Source organism: Kitasatospora azatica KCTC 9699 (assembly GCF_000744785.1).
Lineage (GTDB): Bacteria > Actinomycetota > Actinomycetes > Streptomycetales > Streptomycetaceae > Kitasatospora > Kitasatospora azatica.
The window spans coordinates 3380274-3403776 of sequence record NZ_JQMO01000003.1 but is presented as its reverse complement, the minus strand read 5'-3'; the positions used below and the strand labels follow the sequence as shown (position 1 = coordinate 3403776).

General features: G+C 72.8%; 21 protein-coding genes. 5 read left to right on the top strand and 16 right to left on the bottom strand.

Annotated features, from left to right (window positions below):
* Position 1 precedes the first annotated feature (1 nt).
* The 4 genes from BR98_RS25740 to BR98_RS25725 all read right to left on the bottom strand — a co-directional run bounded on the left by BR98_RS25740 (position 2) and on the right by BR98_RS25725 (position 3352).
* Positions 2-1366 carry a glutamyl-tRNA reductase gene (locus BR98_RS25740; protein WP_051970217.1) on the bottom strand — a complete coding sequence of 455 codons (1365 nt, stop codon included), beginning with the start codon at positions 1364-1366 and terminating at the stop codon, positions 2-4.
* Entirely contained in the window at positions 1363-2178 is an 816-nt protein-coding gene (locus tag BR98_RS25735; protein ID WP_035847951.1) for a redox-sensing transcriptional repressor Rex, read from the bottom strand. Before BR98_RS25735 ends, BR98_RS25740 begins: the two co-directional genes overlap by 4 nt.
* 161 nt (positions 2179-2339) lie before the next feature.
* A complete protein-coding gene (locus BR98_RS25730; RefSeq protein ID WP_083976981.1) occupies positions 2340-2981 on the bottom strand; it encodes a 3'-5' exonuclease in 642 nt (213 codons plus the stop codon).
* A gap of 83 nt (positions 2982-3064) precedes the next feature.
* Positions 3065-3352 (bottom strand): glutaredoxin family protein, encoded by a 288-nt coding sequence (locus BR98_RS25725; RefSeq protein ID WP_035847949.1) that lies wholly within the window; start codon positions 3350-3352, stop codon positions 3065-3067.
* 62 nt (positions 3353-3414) lie between these two features.
* Between BR98_RS25725 and BR98_RS25720 the strand changes: the two genes are divergently transcribed.
* The 3 genes from BR98_RS25720 to BR98_RS25710 all read left to right on the top strand — a co-directional run bounded on the left by BR98_RS25720 (position 3415) and on the right by BR98_RS25710 (position 7125).
* Positions 3415-4353: an HAD family hydrolase gene (locus BR98_RS25720; RefSeq protein ID WP_035853933.1), complete on the top strand. Its 939-nt coding sequence runs from the start codon at positions 3415-3417 to the stop codon at positions 4351-4353.
* 483 nt (positions 4354-4836) lie between these two features.
* Positions 4837-5628 carry an ECF subfamily RNA polymerase sigma factor, BldN family gene (locus BR98_RS25715; RefSeq protein WP_407639496.1) on the top strand — a complete coding sequence of 264 codons (792 nt, stop codon included), beginning with the start codon at positions 4837-4839 and terminating at the stop codon, positions 5626-5628.
* A 252-nt stretch (positions 5629-5880) separates the two neighbouring features.
* Complete coding sequence (locus BR98_RS25710; protein WP_035847947.1) at positions 5881-7125, top strand: DUF5667 domain-containing protein; 1245 nt, start codon at positions 5881-5883, stop codon at positions 7123-7125.
* A gap of 85 nt (positions 7126-7210) precedes the next feature.
* Here the strand turns inward: BR98_RS25710 and BR98_RS25705 are convergent, their stop codons facing one another.
* The 7 genes from BR98_RS25705 to proC all read right to left on the bottom strand — a co-directional run bounded on the left by BR98_RS25705 (position 7211) and on the right by proC (position 13451).
* Positions 7211-8227 carry a lysophospholipid acyltransferase family protein gene (locus tag BR98_RS25705; RefSeq protein WP_035847944.1) on the bottom strand — a complete coding sequence of 339 codons (1017 nt, stop codon included), beginning with the start codon at positions 8225-8227 and terminating at the stop codon, positions 7211-7213.
* A gap of 6 nt (positions 8228-8233) precedes the next feature.
* Positions 8234-9349: an NAD-dependent epimerase/dehydratase family protein gene (locus BR98_RS25700; protein ID WP_051970215.1), complete on the bottom strand. Its 1116-nt coding sequence runs from the start codon at positions 9347-9349 to the stop codon at positions 8234-8236.
* A 139-nt stretch (positions 9350-9488) separates the two neighbouring features.
* On the bottom strand, positions 9489-9587 hold the full coding sequence (locus tag BR98_RS38400) for a 30S ribosomal protein bS22 (RefSeq protein ID WP_003948845.1): 99 nt from the start codon (positions 9585-9587) through the stop codon (positions 9489-9491).
* A gap of 121 nt (positions 9588-9708) precedes the next feature.
* On the bottom strand, positions 9709-9918 hold the full coding sequence (locus tag BR98_RS25695; RefSeq protein ID WP_035847941.1) for a helix-turn-helix domain-containing protein: 210 nt from the start codon (positions 9916-9918) through the stop codon (positions 9709-9711).
* 210 nt (positions 9919-10128) lie between these two features.
* Positions 10129-11328 carry an acetoin utilization protein AcuC gene (locus BR98_RS25690; RefSeq protein WP_035847938.1) on the bottom strand — a complete coding sequence of 400 codons (1200 nt, stop codon included), beginning with the start codon at positions 11326-11328 and terminating at the stop codon, positions 10129-10131.
* The gene (locus BR98_RS25685; RefSeq protein ID WP_035847935.1) at positions 11309-12508 is read right to left on the bottom strand and encodes an MFS transporter; all 1200 of its coding nucleotides are present in this window, start codon (positions 12506-12508) and stop codon (positions 11309-11311) included. The genes BR98_RS25690 and BR98_RS25685 overlap by 20 nt, the downstream gene beginning before the upstream one ends.
* Positions 12509-12623: 115 nt before the next feature.
* Positions 12624-13451: a pyrroline-5-carboxylate reductase gene (proC, locus tag BR98_RS25680; RefSeq protein ID WP_035847933.1), complete on the bottom strand. Its 828-nt coding sequence runs from the start codon at positions 13449-13451 to the stop codon at positions 12624-12626.
* 409 nt (positions 13452-13860) lie between these two features.
* On the opposite strand from proC, the gene BR98_RS25675 reads away from it, so the two are divergent.
* Positions 13861-15228 carry a cation:proton antiporter gene (locus BR98_RS25675; protein WP_035847930.1) on the top strand — a complete coding sequence of 456 codons (1368 nt, stop codon included), beginning with the start codon at positions 13861-13863 and terminating at the stop codon, positions 15226-15228.
* Here the strand turns inward: BR98_RS25675 and glgA are convergent.
* Complete coding sequence (gene glgA / locus BR98_RS25670) at positions 15207-16391, bottom strand: glycogen synthase (RefSeq protein WP_035847927.1); 1185 nt, start codon at positions 16389-16391, stop codon at positions 15207-15209. The genes BR98_RS25675 and glgA overlap by 22 nt on opposite strands.
* A gap of 32 nt (positions 16392-16423) precedes the next feature.
* Entirely contained in the window at positions 16424-16606 is a 183-nt protein-coding gene (locus BR98_RS25665) for a hypothetical protein (protein ID WP_035847923.1), read from the bottom strand.
* Between the two features lie 283 nt (positions 16607-16889).
* On the opposite strand from BR98_RS25665, the gene BR98_RS25660 reads away from it, so the two are divergent.
* Complete coding sequence (locus tag BR98_RS25660; protein ID WP_035847920.1) at positions 16890-18236, top strand: helix-turn-helix domain-containing protein; 1347 nt, start codon at positions 16890-16892, stop codon at positions 18234-18236.
* A 57-nt stretch (positions 18237-18293) separates the two neighbouring features.
* Here BR98_RS25660 and BR98_RS25655 read toward each other — a convergent pair whose 3' ends face one another.
* The 3 genes from BR98_RS25655 to BR98_RS25645 all read right to left on the bottom strand — a co-directional run bounded on the left by BR98_RS25655 (position 18294) and on the right by BR98_RS25645 (position 23502).
* Positions 18294-19664 (bottom strand): phosphomannomutase/phosphoglucomutase, encoded by a 1371-nt coding sequence (locus tag BR98_RS25655; protein ID WP_035847917.1) that lies wholly within the window; start codon positions 19662-19664, stop codon positions 18294-18296.
* Positions 19654-21930: a 1,4-alpha-glucan branching protein GlgB gene (gene glgB, locus BR98_RS25650; RefSeq protein WP_083976977.1), complete on the bottom strand. Its 2277-nt coding sequence runs from the start codon at positions 21928-21930 to the stop codon at positions 19654-19656. The genes BR98_RS25655 and glgB overlap by 11 nt, the downstream gene beginning before the upstream one ends.
* Before the next feature lie 66 nt (positions 21931-21996).
* The gene (locus tag BR98_RS25645; RefSeq protein WP_063774843.1) at positions 21997-23502 is read right to left on the bottom strand and encodes a maltokinase N-terminal cap-like domain-containing protein; all 1506 of its coding nucleotides are present in this window, start codon (positions 23500-23502) and stop codon (positions 21997-21999) included.
* Position 23503: the final 1 nt, after the last annotated feature.

The window sequence follows — 23503 nt, the reverse complement described above, 5'->3', positions numbered from 1 at the left end:
TTCATCGCGCCGCTCCGCCCGCGAGACTACCGCTGGCGGGCCGGTTCTTGGGCCCTGCTTGTTCGGTGATCGCCACCGGAGTGCCCGACACGGCGCGCACCGCGCCCGGGTCGAGGTCGAACAGCTCGCGCAGCGCCTCCGCGTAGGAGGCGCCGCCGGGCTCGGCGGCCAGCTGCTTGACCCGCACCGTGGGCGCGTGCAGCAGCTTGTCGACCACCCGGCGAACGGTCTGCGCCATCTCGGCGCGGGTGCGTTCGTCCAGGTCGGGCAGTCGCGACTCGAGGCGGGCCAGCTCGGCGCCGACCACCTCGGAGGCCATCGCGCGCAGCGCCACCACGGTGGGGGCGATCCGGGCGGCCCGCTGGGCGGCGCCGAAGGCGGCGACCTCCTCGGCGACGATGCCGCTGACCGCGTCGACGTCGCCCGCACCGGGGGTGGCCGCGTCGGCCTCGGAGAGCGACTCCAGGTCGACCAGCAGCGCGCCGGGCAGCTCGTGCACCGCGTGGTCCACGTCGCGCGGCATCGCCAGGTCCAGGAAGGCCAGCGGGGTGACGGCGGAGCGGACCGCGACGGCGGCGGCCACGTCGGCGGCCGGGATCACCACCCCGGCCGAGCCGGTGCAGGAGATCACCAGGTCGACGTCGGCCAGTGCCTGCGGGACCTTGGCGAAGTCCACCGTCCGCGCGCCCAGGCTCGCGGCGAGGCGCTCGGCCCGCTCGGCGGTGCGGTTGGCGATCACCAGGTCGCTGACCCCGGCCCGGGCCAGGGTGGCGGCGGCCAGCGAGCTCATCGAGCCGGCGCCGACCACCAGGGCCCGCTTGCCGGCGATCTCGCCGGCCCCGGCCGCCACCTGCTCCAGGCCGAAGGTGACCAGCGACTGGCCCGCCTTGTCGATCCCGGTCTCGCTGTGCGCCCGCTTGCCGACCCGCAGGGCCTGCTGGAACAGCTCGTTGAGGCCGCGCCCGGCGGTGTGCTCGTCCTGGGCCGTGGCCAGTGCGTCGCGCAGCTGGCCGAGGATCTGGCCCTCGCCGACCACCATCGAGTCCAGGCCGCAGGCCACCGAGAAGAGGTGGTGCACCGCGCGGTCCTCGTAGTGCACGTAGAGGTGCCCGGTCAGCTCCTCCAGGTCCACCCCGCTGTGGTGGGCCAGCAGCAGCGAGAGCTCGGCGACGCCGGCGTGGAACTTGTCCACGTCCGCGTAGAGCTCGATCCGGTTGCAGGTGTTGAGCAGGGCCGCCTCGGAGACGGTGGCCGTGGCCGCCGCGTCGTGCAGCAGGCGGGTGGGGACCTCACCGGTCAGCGCCGCGCGTTCCAGGACGGTGACGGGGGCGGTGCGGTGACTCAGACCGACGACAAGCAAACTCATGCCGGCAACACCGCCTGCCGGTCGGTCTCGCCCTTGTCCTTGGCCTCCTTGGCCGCACCGGCCGCGCGGCGCAGCTTGGCGGCGGCGGCGCGCACCGGACCGGGCGTCCGCTCGCGCACCGGCTCCTCGGCGCTCGGCTCGTCCTCGGGCTCCTCGCCGGCCTTGCGCTGCTCGTGGAAGGCCAGGATCTGCAGCTCGATCGACAGGTCGACCTTGCGCACGTCGACCCCGTCCGGGACGGTCAGCACGGTGGGCGCGAAGTTCAGGATGCTGGTCACCCCGGCCTCGACCAGGCGGTCGCAGACCTGCTGGGCGGCGCCCGGCGGAGTGGTGATCACACCGATGGAGACCTGCTGGCTCTCCACGATGGACTCCAGCTCGTCCATGTGCCGCACCGGCAGGCCCGCCGCGCTGCTGCCGACCACGGCCGGGTCGGCGTCCAGCAGGGCCGCCACCCGGAATCCGCGGGAGGCGAAGCCTCCGTAGTTGGCGAGCGCGTGGCCCAGGTTGCCGATCCCGACGATCACGACCGGCCAGTCCTGGGTGAGACCCAGCTCACGCGAGATCTGGTACACGAGGTACTCGACGTCGTAACCGACCCCGCGGGTTCCGTAGGAGCCCAGGTAGGAGAAGTCCTTGCGCAGCTTGGCGGAGTTCACCCCGGCCGCGGTCGCCAGCTCCTCGGAGGAGACGGTGGGCACCGAGCGCTCGGACAGGGCGGTCAGTGCGCGCAGGTACAGCGGCAGTCGGGCCACGGTGGCCTCGGGGATACCGCGAGCACGCGTCTGACGTCCCACAGGGGTGCGGCGCATGGAGCCTCCGTCGGCAGGGCTGGGGGGCGAGGATTTGGGGGTGGATCGGCCGATTGCCACGGTGCTCCTGTGGGTGAAGCTGGGCTTTGGCTGCCAGGCTATGCGTTTGTGAACGTGTGCACAAAGATGGTGTCCGATTTGTCCCGTCACAGTGACGCGCATCACGCCCGCAGCTCGCGGTGCCCTCCGGCGCGGCCCAGCGCGACGGCTCGGCACCGGCCCAGGCGGGGCCAGGGCACGGCGGCCGCCTGACGCAGCGAGTCGGCCCAGTCGACCGGCCCGCCCTTGGCAGCTCCGGATGGTTCGCCCCAGCAGTACCGCAGCAGCCCCGCGGCGGCCCGGGCGTCGCCGAGCGCGGTGTGCGCGGTGAAGCCGCCGAGACCGGCCGCGGCCACGCAGGCGGCCAGGCCGAAACCGGTCGCCTCGGGGAGGTGACGCCGGGCCAGGCGCATCGTGCAGAGCAGCGGGACCGGCGGCAGCGGTACGTGGATGCGCGCGAACTCGCGCTCCAGGAAGGCCCGGTCACAGCTCACATGGTGACCCACCAGGACCCGACCGGCCAGCAGTTCGAGCAGAAACGGGGCCAGCTCGCGAAACCTGGGCGCCCCGGCGACGTCCTGCTGGGTGATCCGGTGCACATGGGTCGGCCCGACCGGGCCCGCCGGGTCGACCAGGCTGGTGAACTCCCGCTCGGTGCGCAGCGCGCCGTCCAGCAGCACCACGCCGACCTCGACCACCCGGTGCCGCCACGGGCTCCGCCCGGTGGCCTCGACATCGACCACGGCAAAGCCGCCACGGGGCATCTGACCCTCCTGCGGATCGAACCCCCGACGGCACGGAACGGGATCGATCGTAGGCGGAGCGCCGGAGTTGGTCCAGACCGGCGTCAGGGCCGCTGGGCGGTGAGCGCCTTGCGCAGGCGCTGCTCGTCCACCCGCCAGAAGTCGTGCTGGCGACCGTCGATCAGGGTGACCGGGATCTGCTCCCAGTAACTGCGGTAGAGCGCCTCGTCCTGGGTGATGTCGCGCTCCTCGAAACCGGACCCCAGCTCGGCGGTGACCTTCAGGATCACTTCGCGGGCCTGGTCGCACAGGTGGCATCCGGGCTTGGCGATCAGGGTGACCGTGCGGGAGGCAGGGTCCGACTTGGTGTCACGGCGCAGCAGTGGGCTCACCGCACCATTGTGCGCTGCCACCGCGCGCCCGCCGGTCACCGTGGCTGACTATGCTCGGTGCCATGGCCGCGCTGCGAAGGCTCACCCAGGCAAGGCGTTCCCCCTCCGAGCGGGCCGCCCTGGCCGGCGAGGCCGCCGCCGACGCGGCCGAGCAGGCACTGCGCGAGGCCGGCGCCACCGGAACCGAGACCGTGGAGGTCTTCGAGGAGGAGGCCGCGCCGCCGGTGGACCACCCGCAGGCCGCCGCCTTCTTCGACTGCGACAACACGATCCTGCAGGGCGCCGCCGTCTTCTACCTCGGCGTCGGCCTGTACCGCCGGAACTTCTTCAACCGTCGCGACGTGGCCAGGTTCGCCTGGCAGCAGGCCTGGTTCCGGCTGCACGGTGCCGAGGACCCGGAGCACATCGCCGACGCCCAGCACACCGCGCTCTCCCTGGTGGCCGGCAAGCGGACCGCCGACCTGGAGGCGATCTGCGAGGAGATCTTCGAGGAGATCGTCGCCGCCAAGGTCTGGCCGGGCACCCGGGCGCTGGTGCAGATGCACCTGGACGCCGGGCAGCGGGTCTGGCTGGTCACCGCGGCGCCGCTGGAGGTGGCCCGGATCATCGCCCGCCGGCTCGGCATGACCGGGGCGCTCGGCACGGTGGCCGAGGAGGTGGACGGCGTCTACACCGGCCGGCTGGTCGGCGAGATGCTGCACGGCCCGGCCAAGGCGGCCGCGGTCCGCGCGCTGGCCCGGCGCGAGCAGTTGGACCTGGACCACTGCGCGGCCTACAGCGACTCGGCCAACGACATCCCGATGCTCTCGCTGGTCGGCCACCCCTTCGTGGTCAACCCCGACGGGCGGCTGCGCAAGTACGCCCGGGCGCACGGCTGGCGGGTGCAGGACTTCCGCACCGGCCGGAAGGCGGCCCGGGTCGGGGTCCCCGCCGCGATCGGGCTCGGCGCGCTGGCCGGAGCGGCCCTGGCGGGCATGGCGCTGCGCCGCCGCCGGCGCTGAAACCGCCTCGGAACGGCTCCCCGGCAGCGCTGAACAGGCATCAAACGCCGGTTCCTGCCACGGTTTTGCGCTGACCGGTTCTGATCGTTCGAGCCCCCAGGAAAGTCTGGGATTGGCAGCCGCGTCGCCCGGGAAACCGCCCGTCCGACCTCCCAATCGGTCACACTCCGCCATGATGTGATCACCGATGGCGTGCAGTTCGGCGGGCTGTTCGGTCAGTTTCGGGTCATATACCACGCGAAGTGGATCCCAATCGACCACTTCGGCCACAGGGTGTAGCTGTCATTGCACAAAGCGTTATTCTCTCCTGGATGCACGCTCACCCCAGGTGTCCCCCCGACGGGGTGACGGGGCGCGTGCTCTCCGCGCAGGCGGAGGTGATCCGTCCACAGTTCTGCCTCTGGGAGTCCCGTGTACCCACCCGTCCGGAACGACGCGCCTGCTCCCTCCCGCCCGTCGCCGCCCGTCACCACGAGTCGCCCGGTGTCCGAAGTCGTGATCCCCGCCGCGCGCAACCTGCGCCTGCTGCGCGAACTGCTGCGCAGTCAGCTGCTGCCCCCCGTCCCGCAGTTGGTGCCCGCCGGGGCCGCGCTGCCGGGTCTGGCGCTGCGCTCCACCGCCGCCGGTCCGGCCGGCACCCGCAGTCGGGCCACCACCGGCCCGGGCACCACCCCGGGCGGCACCAGGGGCCGCTCCCGGACGCTGCCGCACCAGGGCACCGAGACCGAGCACAACCCGATCATGGAGCTGGTCGAACGGGCCCAGGCCGGCGAGAGCGAGGCCTTCGGGCAGCTGTACGACCACTACTGCGACACGGTCTACCGGTACATCTACTACCGGGTCGGCAGCCGGGCCACCGCCGAGGACCTGACCAGCGAGACCTTTCTGCGCGCGCTGCGCCGGATCAGCACCTTCACCTGGCAGGGCCGGGACTTCGGCGCCTGGCTGGTGACCATCGCCCGCAACCTGGTCGCCGACCACTTCAAGTCCAGCCGGTTCCGGCTGGAGGTGACCACCGGGGAGATGCTCGACTCCAACGAGTGCGAGCGCAGCCCCGAGGACTCGGTGCTCGAATCGCTGTCCAACGCCGCGTTGTTGGACGCCGTGCGGCGGCTCAACCCGCAGCAGCAGGAGTGCGTGACGCTGCGCTTCCTGCAGGGCCTCTCGGTGGCCGAGACGGCCCGGATCATGGGAAAGAACGAGGGCGCGATCAAGACTCTCCAGTACCGCGCCGTGCGCACCCTGGCCCGACTGCTGCCGCCCGACGCCAGGTGAGCCCGGCCCGATGAACATAGCTGACGACTGGTCATCCCGAAGACGGTTCCCACACGTCCGGGTGAGAATGCGGTCACATGATCACTCGTGCGTAACCGACCACCCGCACCGCTCGTTGCCCAGCGTGCAAACCCCCTCGGGGCTCCCGGTCAAGCGAAGCCGTGGACAGTCACCCGAAGGAGTGGATTTGGCCCGCCGAGGCAACCGTCCGGCAGGCCGGGGAGTCGACAACGACGAAGGGAGGTGTGGCCCGTGACGGCTAACGTGCTGGAGCACCGGCGGGCGAAGGCCTTCGCCGAGGCGCTGGAGGCCCACCGGACAGGGCAAGAACTGCCGAGCGAACCGGTCGGCAACGCACCGCTGCGGCAACTCCTCGACACCGCCGAGGCCTTGGGCTCGATCGCCAAGCCCGGCCTGGGCGCCGAGACCCGTGCGGTGCAACGCGCCCAGCTGATGGCCGCGTTCGAGCAGACCGTGGCCGGCGGCGGCCTGCTGGTGCCCCGCCAACGGCGGCACCGCGCCGAGCGGGTGGGCCACCGGCGGCGCTGGGGGCGCAGGTTCGCGATCACCGGGCTGGTCGCCGGGGTCACCGTCGGCAGCTTCGCCGGGGTGGCCACCGCCAGCTCGGGCGCGCTGCCCGGCGACCCGCTGTACGGGATGAAGCGTGGACTCGAGGGCCTGCGGCTGGACTTGGCGGGATCGGACGCCGAGCGCGGCTCGCTGCTGCTGGACCAGGCCTCGACCCGGCTGGAGGAGGCCCGCTCGCTGGTCGGTCAGGGCAGTGCCAGTGGCCTGAGCCCCGAGACGGTCAGCCGGCTCGGCGCCGCGCTGAAGGACATGCACGCGGAGGCCGCCAAGGGCCGCGAGCTGCTGCGCTCGGTCTACCGGGCGAACGGCTCGCTCGACCCGATGCGCAAGCTGGCCGAGTTCACCGAGGCGCAGGACAACCACTGGAACGACCTGCAGCCGCAGCTGCCGGCCCAGTTGACCCCGGTGGCCGGCCAGGTCGACCAGCTCTTCGGCGACATGAACGAGGACGTGGCCCCGCTGCACCTCGACCCGGCCCAGGGCCGCCCCGGCGGCGGACACCCGGCCTCACCGGCGGCGGGCAGCAGCAACGGCCCGGCCCCGAGCGGCAGCCCCGTCGTCGGCGAGGGCGCGCACCCGGCCGAGCAGGGCGCACCGGGCAGCCACCAGGGGGCGAGCCAGTCCCCGGCGGGCGGCGCGGCGCAGGGCGGCAGCGCGCCGGCCAACCCGGTCGGCGGCAACCCGGTGGGCGGCCTGGTCAACGGGCTGACGGGCAGTCTGACCGGGCAGGCCCCGGCGGCCTCGCCGGCGCCGTCCGGCCCCGCGCAGGGCAGCCCGGCTGCCGACTCGGGTGCCTCGCCCGACGCCCCGGCAGCCTCGCCGAGCGCCACCCCGTCCGCCCCGCAGGGGCTCAACCTGCCACCGCTGATCCCGGGTCTGCTCCCGGGGCTCGGCCTGGACGGCAGCTGACGGACCGGGAAGGGGTGGGGCGCAGACCGCGCCCCACCCCTTCTCGACGTCAGGAGACGGAGACGTCAGGAGACACCGGGAGACGTCAGAAGAAGACCGACCGGCGTTCCACCAGCAGCCGGTAGAGGGTGTGCTGGATGGTCTCGCGGACTTCGTCGGTGAGGTTGAAGACCAGCATCGGGTCCTCCGCCGCCTCCGGGGGGTGCCGGTCGGTGGCGATGGGGGTGCCGAACTGGATGGTCCACTTGGTGGGCAGCGGGATCGCGCCCAGCGGGCCCAGCCACGGGAAGGTCGGCGTGATCGGCACGTACGGCAGGCCGAGCAGCCGGGCCAGCGTCTTGGCGTTGCCGAGCATCGGGTAGGTCTCCTCCGCCCCGACGATCGAGCAGGGCACGATCGGCACCCCGGCGCGCAGCGCCGAGGCGACGAACCCGCCGCGCCCGAACCGCTGCAGCTTGTACCGGTCGGCGAACGGCTTGCCGATCCCCTTGAAGCCCTCCGGCCAGACCCCGACCACCTCGCCGCGCTCCAGCAGCGCCTGGGCGTCCTCGTTGCAGGCCAGCGTGTGCCCGGCCTTGCGGGCCAGCTCGCCGACCACCGGCAGCATGAAGACCAGGTCGGCGGCGAGCATCCGCAGGTGGCGCCCGGCCGGGTGGTGGTCGTGGATCGCCACCTGGGTCATCAGCGCGTCCAGCGGCACCACCCCGGAGTGGTTGGCCACCACCAGGGCGCCGCCCTCGGCCGGGATGTTCTCGATCCCGCGCACCTCGATCCGGAAGTACTTCTCGGCCAGCGGCCGCAGCAGCGAGAGGAAGACCTCCTCGGTCAGCTCCTCGTCGAAGCCGAACTCGTCCACCTCGTAGTCGCCGGTGATCCGCCGGCGCAGGAAGGCCAGCCCGCCGGCGGCCCGGTCCTCCCAGTCCTTGCCGAGCACGGACTGCGCGGCCGCGCCGAGCCGGCCGGCCAGCAGACCGGCGACCGAGTCGGCGAGCCGCTCGCCGAAGGGGGCGGCGGGATCGTCCTCGGTGCCCGCCCAGCTGGGCGCGGACTCGATCGGGATCACCTTGGCCTCGCCGCTGAAGTGATCGGGGGCGGCTGTCATCGGGCCTCAGCTCCTGTCGTGGCGGTCCCGCGGCTGCGGGTCACGGTTCAGCAGGGCGGCCAGCCGGTCGGTGACGGCGGCCAGCCGCTCGGGCGGCAGCAGACCGCCGCGCTGTCCGGCGGCGAAGTCGGCGAAGGCCTCGGGGGTGGTGAAGGACGGCCGGTAGCCGAAGACCTCGCGCAGCGCGGTGGTGTCCACCACCCGACCGTGGGTCAGCAGGTCGATCTGCTCCGGCGAGAAGTCCGAGACCCGGGACTGCTTGGCCAGCGCCGCCGCCCAGCCGAGTGCGGGGCGCAGCATCGGCAGGGTGGGCCGGCCGAGCCTGCGGGCGCACTGGGAGAGCAGCAGCACGCCCTCGCCGGCCACGTTGAAGGTGCCGGCCCTGTCGAACGCCTGCTGCTTGGTGCCCGGGGCCGGGTCGATCGCCGCCAGCCGCAGCACCTCGACGGCGTCGTCCTCGTGCACGAACTGCAGCCGCGGGTCGTAGCCGAGCACCGTCGGCAGCACCGGCAGTGCGAAGTACTCGGCCAGCGGGGTGTCCGAGACCGGCCCGACCAGGTTGGCGAACCGCAGCACGGTGACCGCGACATCGGGGCGGCGCCGGGCGAAGCCGCGGACGTAGCCCTCGACCTCGGCGGCGTCCTTGGCGAAGCCGCCCGGCGGCAGGGTCTTGGGCTGGGTCCGCTCGGCGAAGACCGCCGGATCGCGCGAGGTGGAGCCGTACACGCCGGTGGTGGACTTCACCACCAGTCGGCGGACCTGCGCGGACTGCTGGCAGGCACCGAGCAGCTGCATGCTGCCGATGACGTTGATCTCCTTGACGGTGGCCCGCCCCGGCGCGCCCGGGTTGGTGCCGCTGACGTTGAGGTGCACCACGGTGTCCACCGCGTGCTCGGCGAGCACCCGGGCGATCGCCGGCCGGCGCAGGTCGACCGGGGCGAAGACGTAGTCGGCCAGGGGCCGGCCGGACACCGACGGTCTCGGGCCGCTCGGGAAGGTGGGGCGCGGTGGCAGCACGTCCACCCCGACCACCAGGTCCACTCCGGGCTCATGCCGGATCCGCTCGGCGAACTGGGCGCCGAGCTGCCGGGCCACCCCGGTGACCAGCACGACCTTGCCCACCTGTCCGCCACCCTCCGAGCCACAGCTGCCACGCGTGGTTGCACCGTACCGCGTCGGGACATGAAAACGGGTGCTGCCCGCCCCGGCCTTTCGGTCGGAACGGGCAGCACCCAGGCACCTGGAGCGAGCTCCGCAGGTGTTACTTCTTGTTGCGACGCTGCACGCGGGTCCGCTTCAGAAGCTTGCGGTGCTTCTTCTTGGCCATACGCTTGCGACGCTTCTTGATGACAGAGCCCACGGAACAACCCTCGCTCACTGAGACTCCCGCCCGTGAGAGACGGAGTCCATACGACTGACGGAGGGCCTAGCCTACCGTCCGCGCGGTCCCACCTGTAATCGGGACCACCCGAGCGTGAACGTCAGGCGCTCTGCCGCCCGACGTAGGAGTCCTTGAGATAGTCGTGGACCGCCTGTTCGGGCACCCGAAAGGACCGGCCGACCCGGATGGCCGGCAGCTCTCCGCTGTGCACCAACCGGTAGACCGTCATCTTGGACACCCTCATCACCGAAGCGACTTCCGCCACGGTCAAGAAGTTGACCTCTTGCAGGGGGCGTTCGCCGGAACTCATGACCTCACCCGACCCTTAACCGTGTGCAAGGCACCGGCTTCCCCTCCGGTGACTCGACCGACACACGCGTATCCCCAGAGTAGTTGCGCGTGGTACGGGTGGGAAGAGGGAGATGCCGACTCCTTGTACGGTCGGGAATAAGTCGGTTGCATCAGCCGACCGGTCGGCGTTCTGTAGCAGCTCCACTGCGCTCCGTCGCCACCACCGAGGCTACGGCAGCAGGCCGTGGTGCGGGAAGACCGCCCGACGGGCCGCCAGGATCGCCTGGTCGAGCCGGTCGCCCGGGTCGTAGCCGCTCTCGGCGAAGTCGCGGAAGTGCGCGTCGGCGCCGTCGGTCATCCGCAACGGGGCCGGGCGTCTGGTCCGGCGGTAGACCTCGGCGCGCCACTGCTCGGGCGTCTCGGTCTCCGGCTCGATCGGCCGCCCGGCGGCGATCGCGACCAGATGGGTCCAGGTCCTGGGCACCACGTCCACCACCGCGTAACCGCCGCCGCCGAGCGCCACCCAGCGGCCCTCGCAGTGCTCGTGGGCCAGCTCGTGCAGGCTCGCCGCCACCGCGCGCTGGGCGTCCACGGTGACCGCGAGATGGGCCAGCGGGTCCTCCAGGTGGGTGTCCGCGCCGTGCTGACTGACGATCACCTGCGGGCGGAAGCCGGCCAGCAGCTCGGGGACCAGGGCGTGGAAGGCGCGCAGCCAGCCGGCGTCGCCGGTGCCGGCCGGCAGCGGCAGGTTGGCGGCCGAGCCCGGGGCGTCCTCGCCGCCGGTCTCGGTGGACCAGCCGGTCTGCGGGAAGAGCGTGCTGGGGTGCTCGTGCAACGAGACGGTGAGCACCCGGGGGTCGTCCCAGAAGGCCCGCTGCACCCCGTCGCCGTGGTGCACGTCCACGTCCACGTAGGCGACCCGCTCGACGCCGAGCTCCAGCAGCCGGGCGATCGCCAGGGCCGCGTCGTTGTACACGCAGAAGCCGGAGGCCTGGCCCGGCATCGCGTGGTGCAGGCCGCCGGCGAAGTTGACGGCGTGTCGGGCGGCGCCGCGCCAGACGGCCTCGGCGGCGCCCACCGACTGGCCCGCGATCAGCGCGGAGGCGGTGTGGATGGCGGGGAACACCGGATTGTCCTCGGTGCCCAGGCCGTGCCGCGGGTCCAGGCCCTGCGGGTGCTCGCCGGCCCGGCGGACCGCCTCGATGTACTCCGGCCGGTGCACCAGGGCCAGCGTGGACTCCCCCGCCGGCGGCGCGCCGGCCACCGTCACACCGGGCGCGGCGGGCAGCTCGAAGGCCTCGACCAGGCGCATGGTGAGCGCCAGCCGGGTCGGGTCCATCGGGTGCTGCGGGCCGAAGTCGTAGGCGGTGACGCCCTCGTCCCAGAAGAGGCGCAGCTGGCAGGGCTGGTCAGAGTCGACTCGGGGCATGGTCCGAGGCTAGCGAATGGCGTGCGGCCGGGGCGAAGTGCCCGGCGAGCGGGACGACGGCGAGCACCAGGAGCATCGGCGCGCAGAGCGCCCAGCGGAAGGAGACGGCCCCGGCGATCGCGCCGACCAGCGGGGAGCCGACCAGGAAGCCCACGTAGTTGAAGAGGTTGAGCCGGGCCACGGCGGCGTCCGAGTCCTTGGGGAAGAGCCGGCCGCCGGCCGCGAAGACCTGCGGGATCACCGCGCAGATGCCCAGGCCCAGCACGGTGAAGCCGGCGATGCCGGCCCAGGCGGCCGGGGCCAGGGCGGCGATCCCGAAGCCCAGCGCGGCCACCGCCGCCCCGCAGCGCACCACGGTCACGGCACCGAAGTGCTGGACGCCGCGGTCGCCGAAGGTGCGGCCGAGCAGCAGCGCGACCATGTAGCCGGCGTAGGCCAGCGCGGCCACCCGGTCGGTGCTGTGCAGGGTCTCGGTGAGGTACTTGGCGCTCCAGTTGGAGACCGTGGAGTCGGCGATGTAGGCGAAGGCCATCGCCGCGCACAGCGGCAGCAGCGGCTTCCACGGGATGGACCGGGCGGCGGCCTCGGCGGCTTCCTGGACGGCGCTGCCCAGCTCGTCCGGGCCGGCGAAGTGGCGTCCGGCCACCAGCGCGGCCGGGATCAGCACCGCCACGCTGCCACCGAACAGGGTGAGCAGGCTCAGGTGGGCGCCGGCACTGGCCAGCAGCGCGCCGAGGATGCCGCCGAGGCTGAACGCGGCGTGGAAGCCGAGCATGATCGAGCGGCCGTAGCGGTGCTGCAGGCCGACGCCGAGCATGTTCATCGAGGCGTCCAGCGCGCCGACCAGCAGGCCGAAGGCGGCCAGGGCCAGGCCGAGCTCCCAGAGCTGGTGCCCGAGGCCGACCCCGACCAGGGTCAGGCAGACGGCGGGCTGGACGATCCGCAGCACCGAACGCGGGCTGGTCCGCTTGACGATCTGCTCGGAGGTGATCGAGCCGACCCCGGCCAGGATCGGTACGGCGGCCAGGAAGACGGTGAGCGTGCCGTCGGAGAGCCCGTACTGCCGCTGGATGCCCGGGATCCGGGTGACCAGCAGCGCGAAGGTGACGCCCTGGAGCAGGAAGGCGACCAGCAGCGCGGTGCGGGCCTGGCGCAGCCGCGCTGTGACTTCGGTGGTCATCCGGGACCTCGCTCACCACCGGCGCAGTGCCTACTGGCCGGTACGAAGATGTTGGCGAGAGCGTAGGTGGTGCGCCGCTGTTTGGGGAGGGGTCGGCCCGGTCCTGTTCTCCGAGCTACTTCCCGCCGGAGGCGAGTTCGCGGGACCGGTCCCGGGCCGCCTCCAGCGCGCCGAGCAGGGCGGCCCGCACGCCGTGGTTCTCCAGCTCGCGGATGGCCGCGATGGTGGTGCCGGCCGGCGAGGTGACCGCCTCGCGCAGCTTGACCGGGTGCTCGCCGGAGTCGCGCAGCATCACCGAGGCGCCGATCGCCGACTGCACGATCAGGTCGTGCGCCACGTGCCGGGGCAGGCCGAGCAGGATGCCGGCGTCGGTCATCGCCTCGACCAGGAAGTAGAAGTAGGCGGGGCCGGAGCCGGAGAGCGCGGTGGCGGCGTCCTGCTGGGACTCGGGCAGCCGCAGCGCCTTGCCCACCGACTGGAAGATCTCCTCGGTGCGCAGCAGGTGATCCTCGCTGGCGTGCGAGCCGCCCGAGATGACGCTCATGCCCTCGTCGACCAGCACCGGCGTGTTGGGCATCACCCGGACCACCGGGGTGCCGGCCGGCAGCCGGGCCTCGAACCAGCGGGTCGGGATGCCGGCGGCGGCCGAGATGACCAGCCGGCCGGGCATCACGTGCGGGCCGATCTCCTCCATCAGGATGCCCATGTCCTGCGGCTTGACCGCCAGGATCAGGGTGTCGGCGAGCTTGGCCGCCTCCCGATTGGTACAAGCCACCACCCCGTACTTTTCGGCCAGTTCGGCGGCCCGTTCGGGTCGACGGGCGGTGACCAGCAGCTCGGTGGGGCGCTTGCCGGCCCGCAGCAGGCCGGAGAGCAGCGCCTCGCCGATCTTGCCGGTGCCGAGGAAGGCGATCCGCTGGGGATGGACAGCGCTGCTGGTCATGGCAAGGCTCCTTGATCACCGCGACGGTACTGTCGCCATCCTCGCACCCGGGCGCCGGGCCGCCCGGGAGCCGTCCAGCGATCGGACATCGGGTGAACTCGGGCGGTGGCAACTTGCGGACAACCTGGGACGCAGGAGCGGGGAGCACGAAGAGTCACGGGCAAATCGACAGCTTGCGACGGGACGGGTACATCGGACAGTGCGGCCCGGCAGCGGGAAGGACCGGGGACGATTGACTGTGACTGGATATATTTCTTTCAGTCAATTCAACAGTAACAATCAGTCGATCGCAGCACGCCGATAGCCACCCGGAGTGCGGGAGGTTCAGCATGGCGCCCAGCTTGCCCGTTCACCCGGTCGCCGACCGGGCGCCGACCACGCTCGGTGGCCGGAAGCGGGGCCGGAAGCGGTGAGATCTCTCGACACCACCACCCTGCTGCTCGCCGGGCTGGCCCTGCTGCTCGGCCTCAGCCGGGCCGCCGGAAAGCTGGCCACCCGGTTCGGGCAGCCCGCCGTGCTCGCCGAGATCGCGGTCGGCGTGGCGCTCGGCCCCACCCTGCTCGGCCGACTGCTGCCCGGTGTGCACAGCCGACTGTTCGGCCACGACGTACAGACCGTACTCAACGGACTGGCCCAACTCGCGGTGGCGCTCTACGCCTTCGAGATCGGTCGGCACCTGGTCACCCCGGCCGACCGGGCCGGTGCCCGACCGCTCGGCCGGGCGCCGCTGGTACTGGCCGCCGTCTCCCTGCTGGCCCCCGGCGCCGCCGGCGTGGCGCTCGCCCCCGCACTGCACGCCCGGCAGCTGTCCGGGACCGGGATCGGGACCGGCCCCTTCGCACTCTTCCTGGCCTGCGCGCTCGGCGTGACGGCGGTGCCGGTACTGGCCCGGATCCTGCAGGACCGCGGGCTGGAGCGGACCACGGTGGGCCGGCTCAGCCTGCTGGCCGCCTCGATCGGCGACGGCGTCTGCTGGTGCCTGCTGGGGCTGGCGCTCTGGCTGGCCGGCCGGATGGGCTGGGTGCAGCTGGTGGCCGCGCTGCTGGGCGCGGGCGCGGCCGGGCTGGTGGCGCGGCGGCGGGCCCGGCGGCCGGGCAGCTCCACCCGGGTGGCGGGCGCGGTGACCACCACCGGGGCGATCTGCCTGGCGGCGGCCGTCTCCTCCGGGCTCGGGCTGCACCCGCTGTTCGGCGGACTGATGCTCGGCCTGGCCTGGCCCGGCCACCGCACGCCGACCGCCGGCCAGGACGCGGGGAGCAGGGTGCTGGACAGTGCGGCCGGGAGTTCGCACGGCCGGCCGGGTTCGACCGCGACGCATCCGGCGATCAGCCAGCTGGCCGCCGTGCTGCTGCCCTGCTTCTTCCTCGGCGCCGGCCAGCAGGTGGACCTGGGCGCCGATCTGACGGATGGTCACTTCCTGCTGCTGGTGGGCCTGCTGCTGGTGGTGGCGACGGTGTCGAAGCTGGTCGCCTGCGCGCTGGTCGGCACCCGGTTCGGCTACCCGGCCCGGGACGCGCTGCGGCTCGGGGTGCTGATGAACACCCGGGGCCTGACCGAGATCGTGGTGCTGAGCACCGGCTACCAGGCCGGGTTGATCGGGCACCGGCTCTTCGAGGCACTGCTGGTGGTGGCGCTGCTGGCGACCGCCGCGGCCGGCCCGGCGCTGAGCCTGCTGGCGCCGCGCCCGGTACCGGCCGGGCGCGAGGCCGATGGAACCGCGAGAACTTCGCGCACCGACGAGGCGGCCACGGCCGCTCAGCCGACCAGCTTCTCGTAGACCCGCAGGGTGCGCTCGGCCACCCCGGTCCAGGAGAACCGCTCGACCGCGCGGCGACGGCCGGCGGCACCGAGCAGCTCGGCCAGGTCGGGGTCGTCGAGCAGCCGGTTGAGCGCGGCGGCCAGGTCCGCGGCCAGCCGGTCGGGGTCGGCGGGCTCGCCGGTGCCGTCGGGCCGGGCCTGGTAGGGCACCAGCAGGCCGGTGCCGCCGTCCTCGACCACCTCGGGGATCCCGCCGACCGCCGTGGCCACCACCGCCGTCCCGCAGGCCATCGCCTCCAGGTTGACGATGCCCATCGGCTCGTACAGCGAGGGGCAGACGAAGACCGAGGCGTGGGTGAGCAGTTGGCGTACCGAGCGACTGTCGAGCATGCCGTCGATCCGGAACACGCCGCTGCGCGAACGGCTCAGTTCCGCCACCAGGTCGGCCACCTCGGCGGCGATCTCCGGGGTGTCCGGCTGGCCGCAGCAGAGCACCAGTTGGGCCTCGGGGCGCAGTTCGAAGGCCGCCCGCAGCAGGTGCGGCAGACCCTTCTGCCTGGTCACCCGGCCGACGAAGAGCAGGATCGGGCGCTCCGGGTCGATGCCGAAGCGGTCCAGCGCGTCGGTGCGCGGGTCGGCCTGGTAAATATCGGTGTCAATCCCGTTGTGGATCACCTGCACCCGGTCCGGGTCCACCGCCGGGTAGGCGCGCAGGATGTCCTCGCGCATCGCCGCGGAGACCGCGATCAGCGCGTCGGCCGCCTCGGCCGCGGAGCGCTCCAGCCAGCTGGAGAGTGCGTAGCCGCCGCCGAGTTGCTCGGCCTTCCAGGGCCGCAGCGGCTCCAGGCTGTGCATGGTCATCACGTGCGGGACCCCGTGCAGCAGTTTCGCCAGGTGGCCGGCGGCGTTGGCGTACCAGGTGTGACTGTGCACCAGATCGGCCCCGGCGCAGTCGGAGGCGATCCGCAGATCGGCGCCGAGGAACTGTAAAGCCGGATTGACTGCGGCCAGATCCTCGGGCACCGGGTAGGCGGTGGTGTCGCGCTCCGAGCGCGGTGCTCCCAGGCAGCGGACCTCGACGTCGGCCAGGTGCCGCAGCGCACGAGTGAGCTCGGCCGCGTGGACGCCGGCGCCGCCGTACACCTCCGGAGGGTATTCCCTGGTCAGGAGGTCGATCCGCATGAGTGGGTCCCTTCTGGCGAGATGGGCGGAGGTCAGCAGCAGGAGCCGGCCGAGCTGGTGCCCATCGGGCTGGCGGTGGCCGGAGGCTGGGTCGCCGAGCTGGTGATCGGGGTGGTGGATCCAGCACCCGAGTCGGCGGCGCTGTCGATGCTGAGCAGCACACCCGAGAGAGTCAGGACGAGAGCCGCAGCAGCGAGCGAGAGGATCTTGCGCATGGCAGTGGTGCCTTTCGCTAGTCAGATTTGTTGACAACCAGAGTCAATCCGAGTTGACCCCGGCTGTCAATGATCATCTTTTACAAGTAACCTCATGGCACGGAGAGTGACCATGCGATCTCGGGGAAGAGGACGGTATGGAGAAAGCGTTGTCGTCGGCTGCGCGCCGCGTATGCCGACCAGTAGCCTTGGCGACTGCCAGCAGGTGGTGTAAACAGTGGAGTCAAATGGGCACCCCCGAGGTACGGCTCGATCAGCCGTCCTCCCCGTTGACCGGAGAACCATGGACCAATCACAGAGCGGGACGAATGGCATCGGGCAGCGGCTCCGCGAGCTGCGTCAGAAGCGCGGTCTGAACCAGCAGGACCTCGCATCCGCGGATATCTCGGTGAGCTACGTGTCGCTGATCGAGACCGGCAAGCGAGCCCCGTCGGAGACCGTGTTGAAGGCGCTCGCCGAACGGGTCGGGTGCACGGTCGACTATCTGAAGACCGGTCGTGACGACGCCCGGGTCAAGGAGCTCGAACTCAAGGTCGCCTTCGGGGACATGGCGCTGCGCAACGGGTCCAACGGCGAGGCCCTGCAGTCGTTCAGCGAGGCGCTGGCCAACGCCCCGCTGCTCGGCGAGGCGATGATCCACCGGGCCAAGCTCGGCCAGGCGCTGGCCTTCGAGAAGCTCGGGCGGCTGGAGGCGGCCATCCAGCTGTTCACCACGCTGTACGAGGACCCGGCCACCGTGCCGGGCTCGGCCGAGTGGGCCCAGCTGGCCGTCGCCCTGTGCCGCGCCTACCGGGACGCCGGCGACCAGATGATGAGCGTCGAGGTCGGCGAGCGGGCCATGAAGAGGCTCGACCGGCTCGGCCTGGACTTCACCGACGACCACATCCAGCTGGGCTCGACCCTGATCAGCTGCTACTACCACCGCGGCGATCTGACCCAGGCGCAGTTGCTGGTCAACCGGCTGACCCAGCTGGCCGAGCAGGCCGGCTCCCGGGTGGCCCGCGGCTCGGTCTACTGGAACGCCGCCCAGGTGGCGAACTCGCGCGGGCAGCTCGCCGAGGCGCTGGCACTGACCGAGCGGGCCCTGGTGCTGATGGCCGAGACGGACAACGCCCGGCACCTGGGCATCCTCAAACTCAACTGCGCCGTCTACCTGTTGGACTCCGACAGCAGTGACCTGGACCGGGTGGAGTCGCTGCTCGGCGACGCCCAGGAGTCGGTCCTGGAGGGCGGCACCGCGGTCGAGCAGGCGAAGGTGGAGATCGGCTTCACCCGGCTGGCCCTGCGCCAGGGCACTCCGGACTCCGCCATCAACCGGGCCAGTCGGGCGCTGGGCCTGCTGCGCGGCGAGGCCCGTACGGATTCCGCCTTCGCCCGGGTGCTGCTGGCCCAGGCGCAGTTCGAGAAGGGCGAGGAGCAGGCCGCCGCCGAGACGCTGCGCGCGGTGGAGCGCGAGCTGCTGCAGAGCCCGTCGAACCGCAACACGGCCCAGGTGTGGCGCCAGGCCGGGGACGTCTGGCAGGCGAACGGCCATGTGGCCGAGGCGATGGCGCTGTACCAGCGGGCGCTGACCGGAGCCGGCCTGCCGCCGCTCCAGGCTCCGGCCAGGATGACGGTCCCGCTGAGCTGAGCTGACCCGGCGGCCCGGGTCGCGGACGGCGGGGGCCGTCCGCGGCCGGGGCACCGGTCAGCCCGCCGCCGGCTCCGCGGCCCGCAGCACCGCCAGCACCTGGTCCCGCAGCGCGGCCAGCGTCGCGGCGTCGCCCGCCTCGGCGTTGACCCGCAGCACCGGCTCGGTGTTGGAGGCCCGCAGGTTGAACCAGGACCCGTCCGGGAAGCTCGCGGTCAGCCCGTCCAGGTGGTCCACCCGGGCGCCGCCGTCGCCCAGCGAACGCTCCACGGCGGCCACTGCGGCGCTCGGATCGGCCACCGTGACATTCACCTCGCCGGAGCTCTGGTAGCGCCGGTAGCCGGCCACCAGGCGCGACAGCGGGCCATCGGAGGCCGCGAGTTCGGCGATGATGTGCAGCGCCGCGAGCATCCCGGTGTCGGCGAACCAGAAGTCCCGGAAGTAGTAGTGCCCGGAGTGCTCGCCGCCGAAGACCGCCTGGTGCTCGGCCATCAGCGCCTTGACGAAGGAGTGGCCGACCCGGGAGCGGACCGGCTTGCCGCCGGACTCCTCGATCACCTCGACCGCGCCGAGTGAGGTGATCAGGTTGTGCACCACCGCCGCGCCCGGCTCGTCGGCCAGCAGCCGGGCGGCCACCAGTGCGATCACCGAGGAGGCCGGTACCGCCTCGCCGCGCTCGTCCACCGCGAAGCAGCGGTCGGCGTCGCCGTCGAAGGCCAGGCCCAGATCGGCGCCCTCGGCCCGGACCCGCTCCTTGAGCGCGGCCACATTGGCCGGTTTCAGCGGGTCGGCCTCATGGTTGGGGAAGGTCCCGTCCAGCTCGAAGTACATCGGCACAATGGTCAGTTGGGGCTGGTTCAGGACCAGCGGGACGGTCAGGCCGGCCATCCCGTTGCCCGCGTCCACCACGATCCTCAGCGGCCGCAGCGCGGACAGGTCGACCAGGCCGTGCAGGTGGGCGGCGTACTCGTCGAGCAGCGCGACCTCGCGCCGGGCGCCGTACAGCCCGCCCCGGGGCGGCGCGGGCTCGGTCAGCGCGGCCCGGATCAGCTCCAGGCCGCTGCCCTCGCCGACCGGTACGGCGCCGGCCCGGCAGAGCTTGATGCCGTTGTAGGCCGCCGGGTTGTGGCTCGCGGTGAACATCGCGCCGGGCACCCCGAGGCGGCCGGAGACGAAGTACAGGTAGTCGGTGGAGCCGAGGCCGGCGTCCACCACGGCGACGCCCTGCTCGCGCACCCCTTCGGTGAAGGCCGCCGCGAGGCCGGGTGAGGTGTCGCGCATGTCGCGGGCCACCGCGATCTCACGGGCACCGGTCAGTCGGGCGAAGGCGGTGCCGATCCGGTGCGCGGCCGGTTCGTCCAGTTCCTGCGGGGACAGGCCCCGGATGTCGTAGGCCTTCACCAGGCGGGCGGCGAGCTCAGGCGTCATCGTCGGTCCTCAGCGGTGAGTCGGGGCGGGCGGGGGCCAGCGGCAGCTCGGGGCCCTGCGGGCAGAGCCACACGGTGGCCAGCGGCGGCAGGGTCAGCTCGGCGCTGAACGGCTGGCCCTGCCAGGGCAGTTCGTCGGCCGTCAGGGGCTCGGTGGAGCCGGCGCCGCTGCCGCCGAAACGCGGGTCGTCGGTGTCCAGCACCGGGTACCAGCGGCCGCCGGCCGGCAGCCCGATCCGGTACTGCGCGCGGACCGTCGGCGACAGGTTGCTGACGGCCACCAGGGTCCGGCCGGCGGCGTCGCGGCGGACGAAGGAGTAGACGTTGTCCGCGCCGGCGTCGGCGTCCAGCCACTGGAAGCCGGCCGGGTCGCTGTCCTGCTGCCAGAGCGCCGGGTAGTCCTGGTAGATCCGGTTCAGCTCGGTCACCAGGCGCTGCACACCGCGGTGGTCGGCGGCGGACGGCCAGTCGTCGTCCAGCAGCCACCACTGCGGGCCCTGCTCGTGGTCCCATTCGGCGCCCTGGGCGAACTCCTGGCCCATGAACAGCAGTTGCTTGCCGGGGTGGGCCCACATGAAGCCGAGGTAGGCGCGGTGGTTGGCCCGCCGCTGCCACCAGTCGCCGGGCATCTTGGAGACCAGCGCGCCCTTGCCGTGCACCACCTCGTCGTGCGAGATCGGCAGCACGTAGTGCTCGGAGTAGGCGTAGACCATCGAGAAGGTCAACTCGTTGTGGTGGTACTGGCGGTGGATCGGGTCCCGGCTGAAGTACCGCAGCGAGTCGTGCATCCAGCCCATGTTCCACTTCAGGCCGAAGCCCAGCCCCCCGCTGTCGGTGGGGCGGGTGACACCGTCCCAGGCGGTGGACTCCTCGGCGATGGTCACCACGCCCGGGCAGCGCCGGTAGACGGTGGCGTTCATCTCCTGCAGGAACCGGACCGCGTCCAGGTTCTCCCGCCCGCCGTGCTCGTTGGGCAGCCACTGGCCGTCCACGCGCGAGTAGTCGAGGTAGAGCATCGAGGCCACCGCGTCCACCCGCAGCCCGTCGATGTGGAACTCCTCGCACCAGTACACCGCGTTGGCGACCAGGAAGTTGCGCACCTCCGCACGGCCGTAGTCGAAGGTGAGGGTGCCCCAGTCGGGGTGCTCGGCGCGGCGCGGGTCGGCCGGCTCGTACAGCGGCTCGCCGTCGAAACGGGCCAGCGCGAAGCCGTCCTTGGGGAAGTGCGCCGGGACCCAGTCGACGATCACCCCGATCCCGGCCTGGTGCAGCGCGTCGATCAGGTACTTGAAGTCGTCCGGCGAACCGAACCGCGCGGTCGGGGCGTAGAAACCGGACACCTGGTAGCCCCAGGAACCACCGAACGGGTGCTCCATCATGGGCATGAACTCCACATGGGTGAAGTTCAGCTCCCGCAGGTAGGCGGGCAGCACCGAGGCGAGCTGACGGTACGTCAGGCCCGGCCGCCAGGACTCCAGGTGCAGCTCGTAGACGGACATCGCGGAGGCCAGGGAGGGGGTCTCGCCGCGACGGGCCAGCCAGCGCGCGTCGCCCCAGACGTAGTGCGAGTCGGCCACCACCGAGGCGGTGGCCGGCGGTGCCTCGGTGCGGCGGGCCATCGGGTCGGCCTTCTGCACCAGCTGCCCGTCCCGGGTGGCGATCTCGAACTTGTACGTCGCGCCCTCGCCGATGCCGGGCACGAACAGCTCCCAGACCCCGCTGGCGCCCAGCGAACGCATCGGGGACCCGGTGCCGTCCCAGTAGTTGAAGTCGCCGACCAGCCGCACCCCCTCGGCGTTCGGCGCCCAGACCGCGAACGCGGTGCCGGCCACCCCGTCGACGGTGCGCGGCTGCGCCCCGAGCGCCTGCCAGAGCTGCTCGTGGCGGCCCTCCCGGATCAGGTGCAGGTCGAACTCGCCGAGGGTGGGCGCGAACCGGTAACCGTCCTCCTCCACCCGCTCGCCGTTCGAGTCGATCACCCGCAGCCGGTAGGCGGCCTGCCAACTCGGCGGCAGCAGGCCGGTGAACAGGCCGTCGGCGGCCGGGGCCAGGGCCAGCCGGCCGACCTCGGTCTCCAGCACCACCGAGTCGGCGCCGGGGCGCAGCACCCGCAGCGCGACCCCGCCGCGGACCGGGTGGGCGCCGAGCACGGCGTGCGGGTCGTGGTGCCGGCCGGCCAGCAGTCGGGCGGACTCCTGCGCGGACGGCCGCGCCGCGGAGAGCTGCAGGACCGGGGGATCCAGTTCGAGAGCGAGGCGCGGAGTCACGGGAGCAGATCCTGTCGTCGAGGGAGTCGCGAGACTCGGGAGAACGGTGAACTGGGGGACGGCGGTTCAGCGGCCGAAGACCAGGCGCTGGATCGCGGCCATCGGGATCGGCAGCCAGGCCGGCCGGTGCTGGGCCTCGTAGACCGCCTCGTAGACGGCCTTCTCGGCCTCGAAGGCGCGCAGCACCACCGGGTGGCAGTGCGGGTCGACCCCGCCGGCGGCCGCGTAACCGGCGGTGAAGGCCCGCCGGTTGCGCACGGCCCAGGCGTAGGCCCGGCGGCTGCGGCGCAGCCGGGCGGCCGCCTGCTCGGCCGACTCCCCGGCCGAGGACTGGCTGTCCTCGGGCAGTGCGGGCAGGCCGGCCAGCGCCTGCTGGCCGGCGTACTCGAAGGAGCGCAGCATGCCCGCCACGTCCTTGAGCACCGGCTGCGGCAGGTAGCGCTCGGCGACCGGGCGGGCCGGCTCGCCCTCGAAGTCGATGACCTTCCAGCCGTCCTCGGTGCGCAGCACCTGTCCCAGGTGCAGGTCGCCGTGGATCCGCTGGGCCCGCAGGCCCCGCCCGCGCAGCGCGAGTTTGCCGAAGTCCTCGTAGAGCCCGCCCACCCGGCCCGCGTAGGGCTCCAGTTCGGGCACCTGGCGGGTGGCGGCGCGCAGTTCCTGGCGCATCCGGTCGACCAGCTCGACGATCTCCTGCGGGCCGAGCTCGACCTGGCCGAAGGCCTCGCCGAGCGCGGTGTGCACCTCGGCCACCGCGGCGCCCAGGGTGCGGGCCTCGTCGGTGAAGCCGTCCAGCGCGGGCACCGTGCGGCAGGAGCCGCTGATGCAGTCGGCGGCCTGCTCGACGGCCAGTTTCCAGCCGTCGCCGCGGGCCGGCAGGAACTCCTCCAGGATGCCGAGCACCACCGAGTCCTGCGGGTCGCCCTCGGTGTGCAGCCAGCCGGCCAGGCCGGGGATCCGGTCGCAGTGCACCCGGGTGAGCCCGCGCAGTGCGTCGGTCTCCGGGTGCGGGCCGGGCTCGGGCTGGCGGAAGATCTTGAACAGCAGTCGGTCGCCGTAGATCACGGTGCTGTTGCTCTGCTCGACCGCCAGGGCCCGGGCGCTCAGGCCGCGCGGTACCTGCTCGGCGCCGGTGAGCGACATCCGCAGCTCGCCGGCCTCCGGACCGCGGGTGGTCCGCTCCAGCAGCCGTTCCATCAACTCGTGGTCCTCGGTGGCCTCGTAGAGCGACCAGCCGTCCCAGCGGCCACCGCTGGCCCGGCCGATCTCGGCCTTGGCCAGCGAGTTGGGCAGGGTGGGGCGCAGCCCGACCAGCAGCTGGTAGTGGTGGGCGCCGCTGCCTCCGTGCCGGGCGTCCAGCAGCGAGTGCAGCAGCACCGGCGCGTCCGCGCCGCCGTCGAGGACCGAGGCGCTGACCGGGGTCAGTCCCTCCAGGTGGCCCTGCTCGTGGGTGAACCAGCGGCGGGTGACCAGCCAGGGCAGCAGCGCGGGCAGCAGCGGGCGCAGCAGTTCGTCGGCCTGCAGCTCGGCGCCGTGCTCCGCGCTCAGGCAGGTGGCGCACAGGGTCGCGGGCATC

What these genes read in the sequence shown, in the direction of transcription:
- BR98_RS25740 (WP_051970217.1), bottom strand. Translation starts at nt 1,366, where the DNA reads ATGAGTTTGCTTGTCGTCGGTCTGAGTCACCGCACCGCCCCCGTCACC.
- BR98_RS25735 (WP_035847951.1), bottom strand. Translation starts at nt 2,178, where the DNA reads ATGCGCCGCACCCCTGTGGGACGTCAGACGCGTGCTCGCGGTATCCCC.
- BR98_RS25730 (WP_083976981.1), bottom strand. Translation starts at nt 2,981, where the DNA reads ATGCCCCGTGGCGGCTTTGCCGTGGTCGATGTCGAGGCCACCGGGCGG.
- BR98_RS25720 (WP_035853933.1), top strand. Translation starts at nt 3,415, where the DNA reads ATGGCCGCGCTGCGAAGGCTCACCCAGGCAAGGCGTTCCCCCTCCGAG.
- BR98_RS25705 (WP_035847944.1), bottom strand. Translation starts at nt 8,227, where the DNA reads ATGACAGCCGCCCCCGATCACTTCAGCGGCGAGGCCAAGGTGATCCCG.
- BR98_RS25695 (WP_035847941.1), bottom strand. Translation starts at nt 9,918, where the DNA reads ATGAGTTCCGGCGAACGCCCCCTGCAAGAGGTCAACTTCTTGACCGTG.
- BR98_RS25690 (WP_035847938.1), bottom strand. Translation starts at nt 11,328, where the DNA reads ATGCCCCGAGTCGACTCTGACCAGCCCTGCCAGCTGCGCCTCTTCTGG.
- BR98_RS25685 (WP_035847935.1), bottom strand. Translation starts at nt 12,508, where the DNA reads ATGACCACCGAAGTCACAGCGCGGCTGCGCCAGGCCCGCACCGCGCTG.
- proC (WP_035847933.1), bottom strand. Translation starts at nt 13,451, where the DNA reads ATGACCAGCAGCGCTGTCCATCCCCAGCGGATCGCCTTCCTCGGCACC.
- glgA (WP_035847927.1), bottom strand. Translation starts at nt 16,391, where the DNA reads ATGCGGATCGACCTCCTGACCAGGGAATACCCTCCGGAGGTGTACGGC.
- BR98_RS25665 (WP_035847923.1), bottom strand. Translation starts at nt 16,606, where the DNA reads ATGCGCAAGATCCTCTCGCTCGCTGCTGCGGCTCTCGTCCTGACTCTC.
- BR98_RS25660 (WP_035847920.1), top strand. Translation starts at nt 16,890, where the DNA reads ATGGACCAATCACAGAGCGGGACGAATGGCATCGGGCAGCGGCTCCGC.
- BR98_RS25655 (WP_035847917.1), bottom strand. Translation starts at nt 19,664, where the DNA reads ATGACGCCTGAGCTCGCCGCCCGCCTGGTGAAGGCCTACGACATCCGG.
- BR98_RS25645 (WP_063774843.1), bottom strand. Translation starts at nt 23,502, where the DNA reads ATGCCCGCGACCCTGTGCGCCACCTGCCTGAGCGCGGAGCACGGCGCC.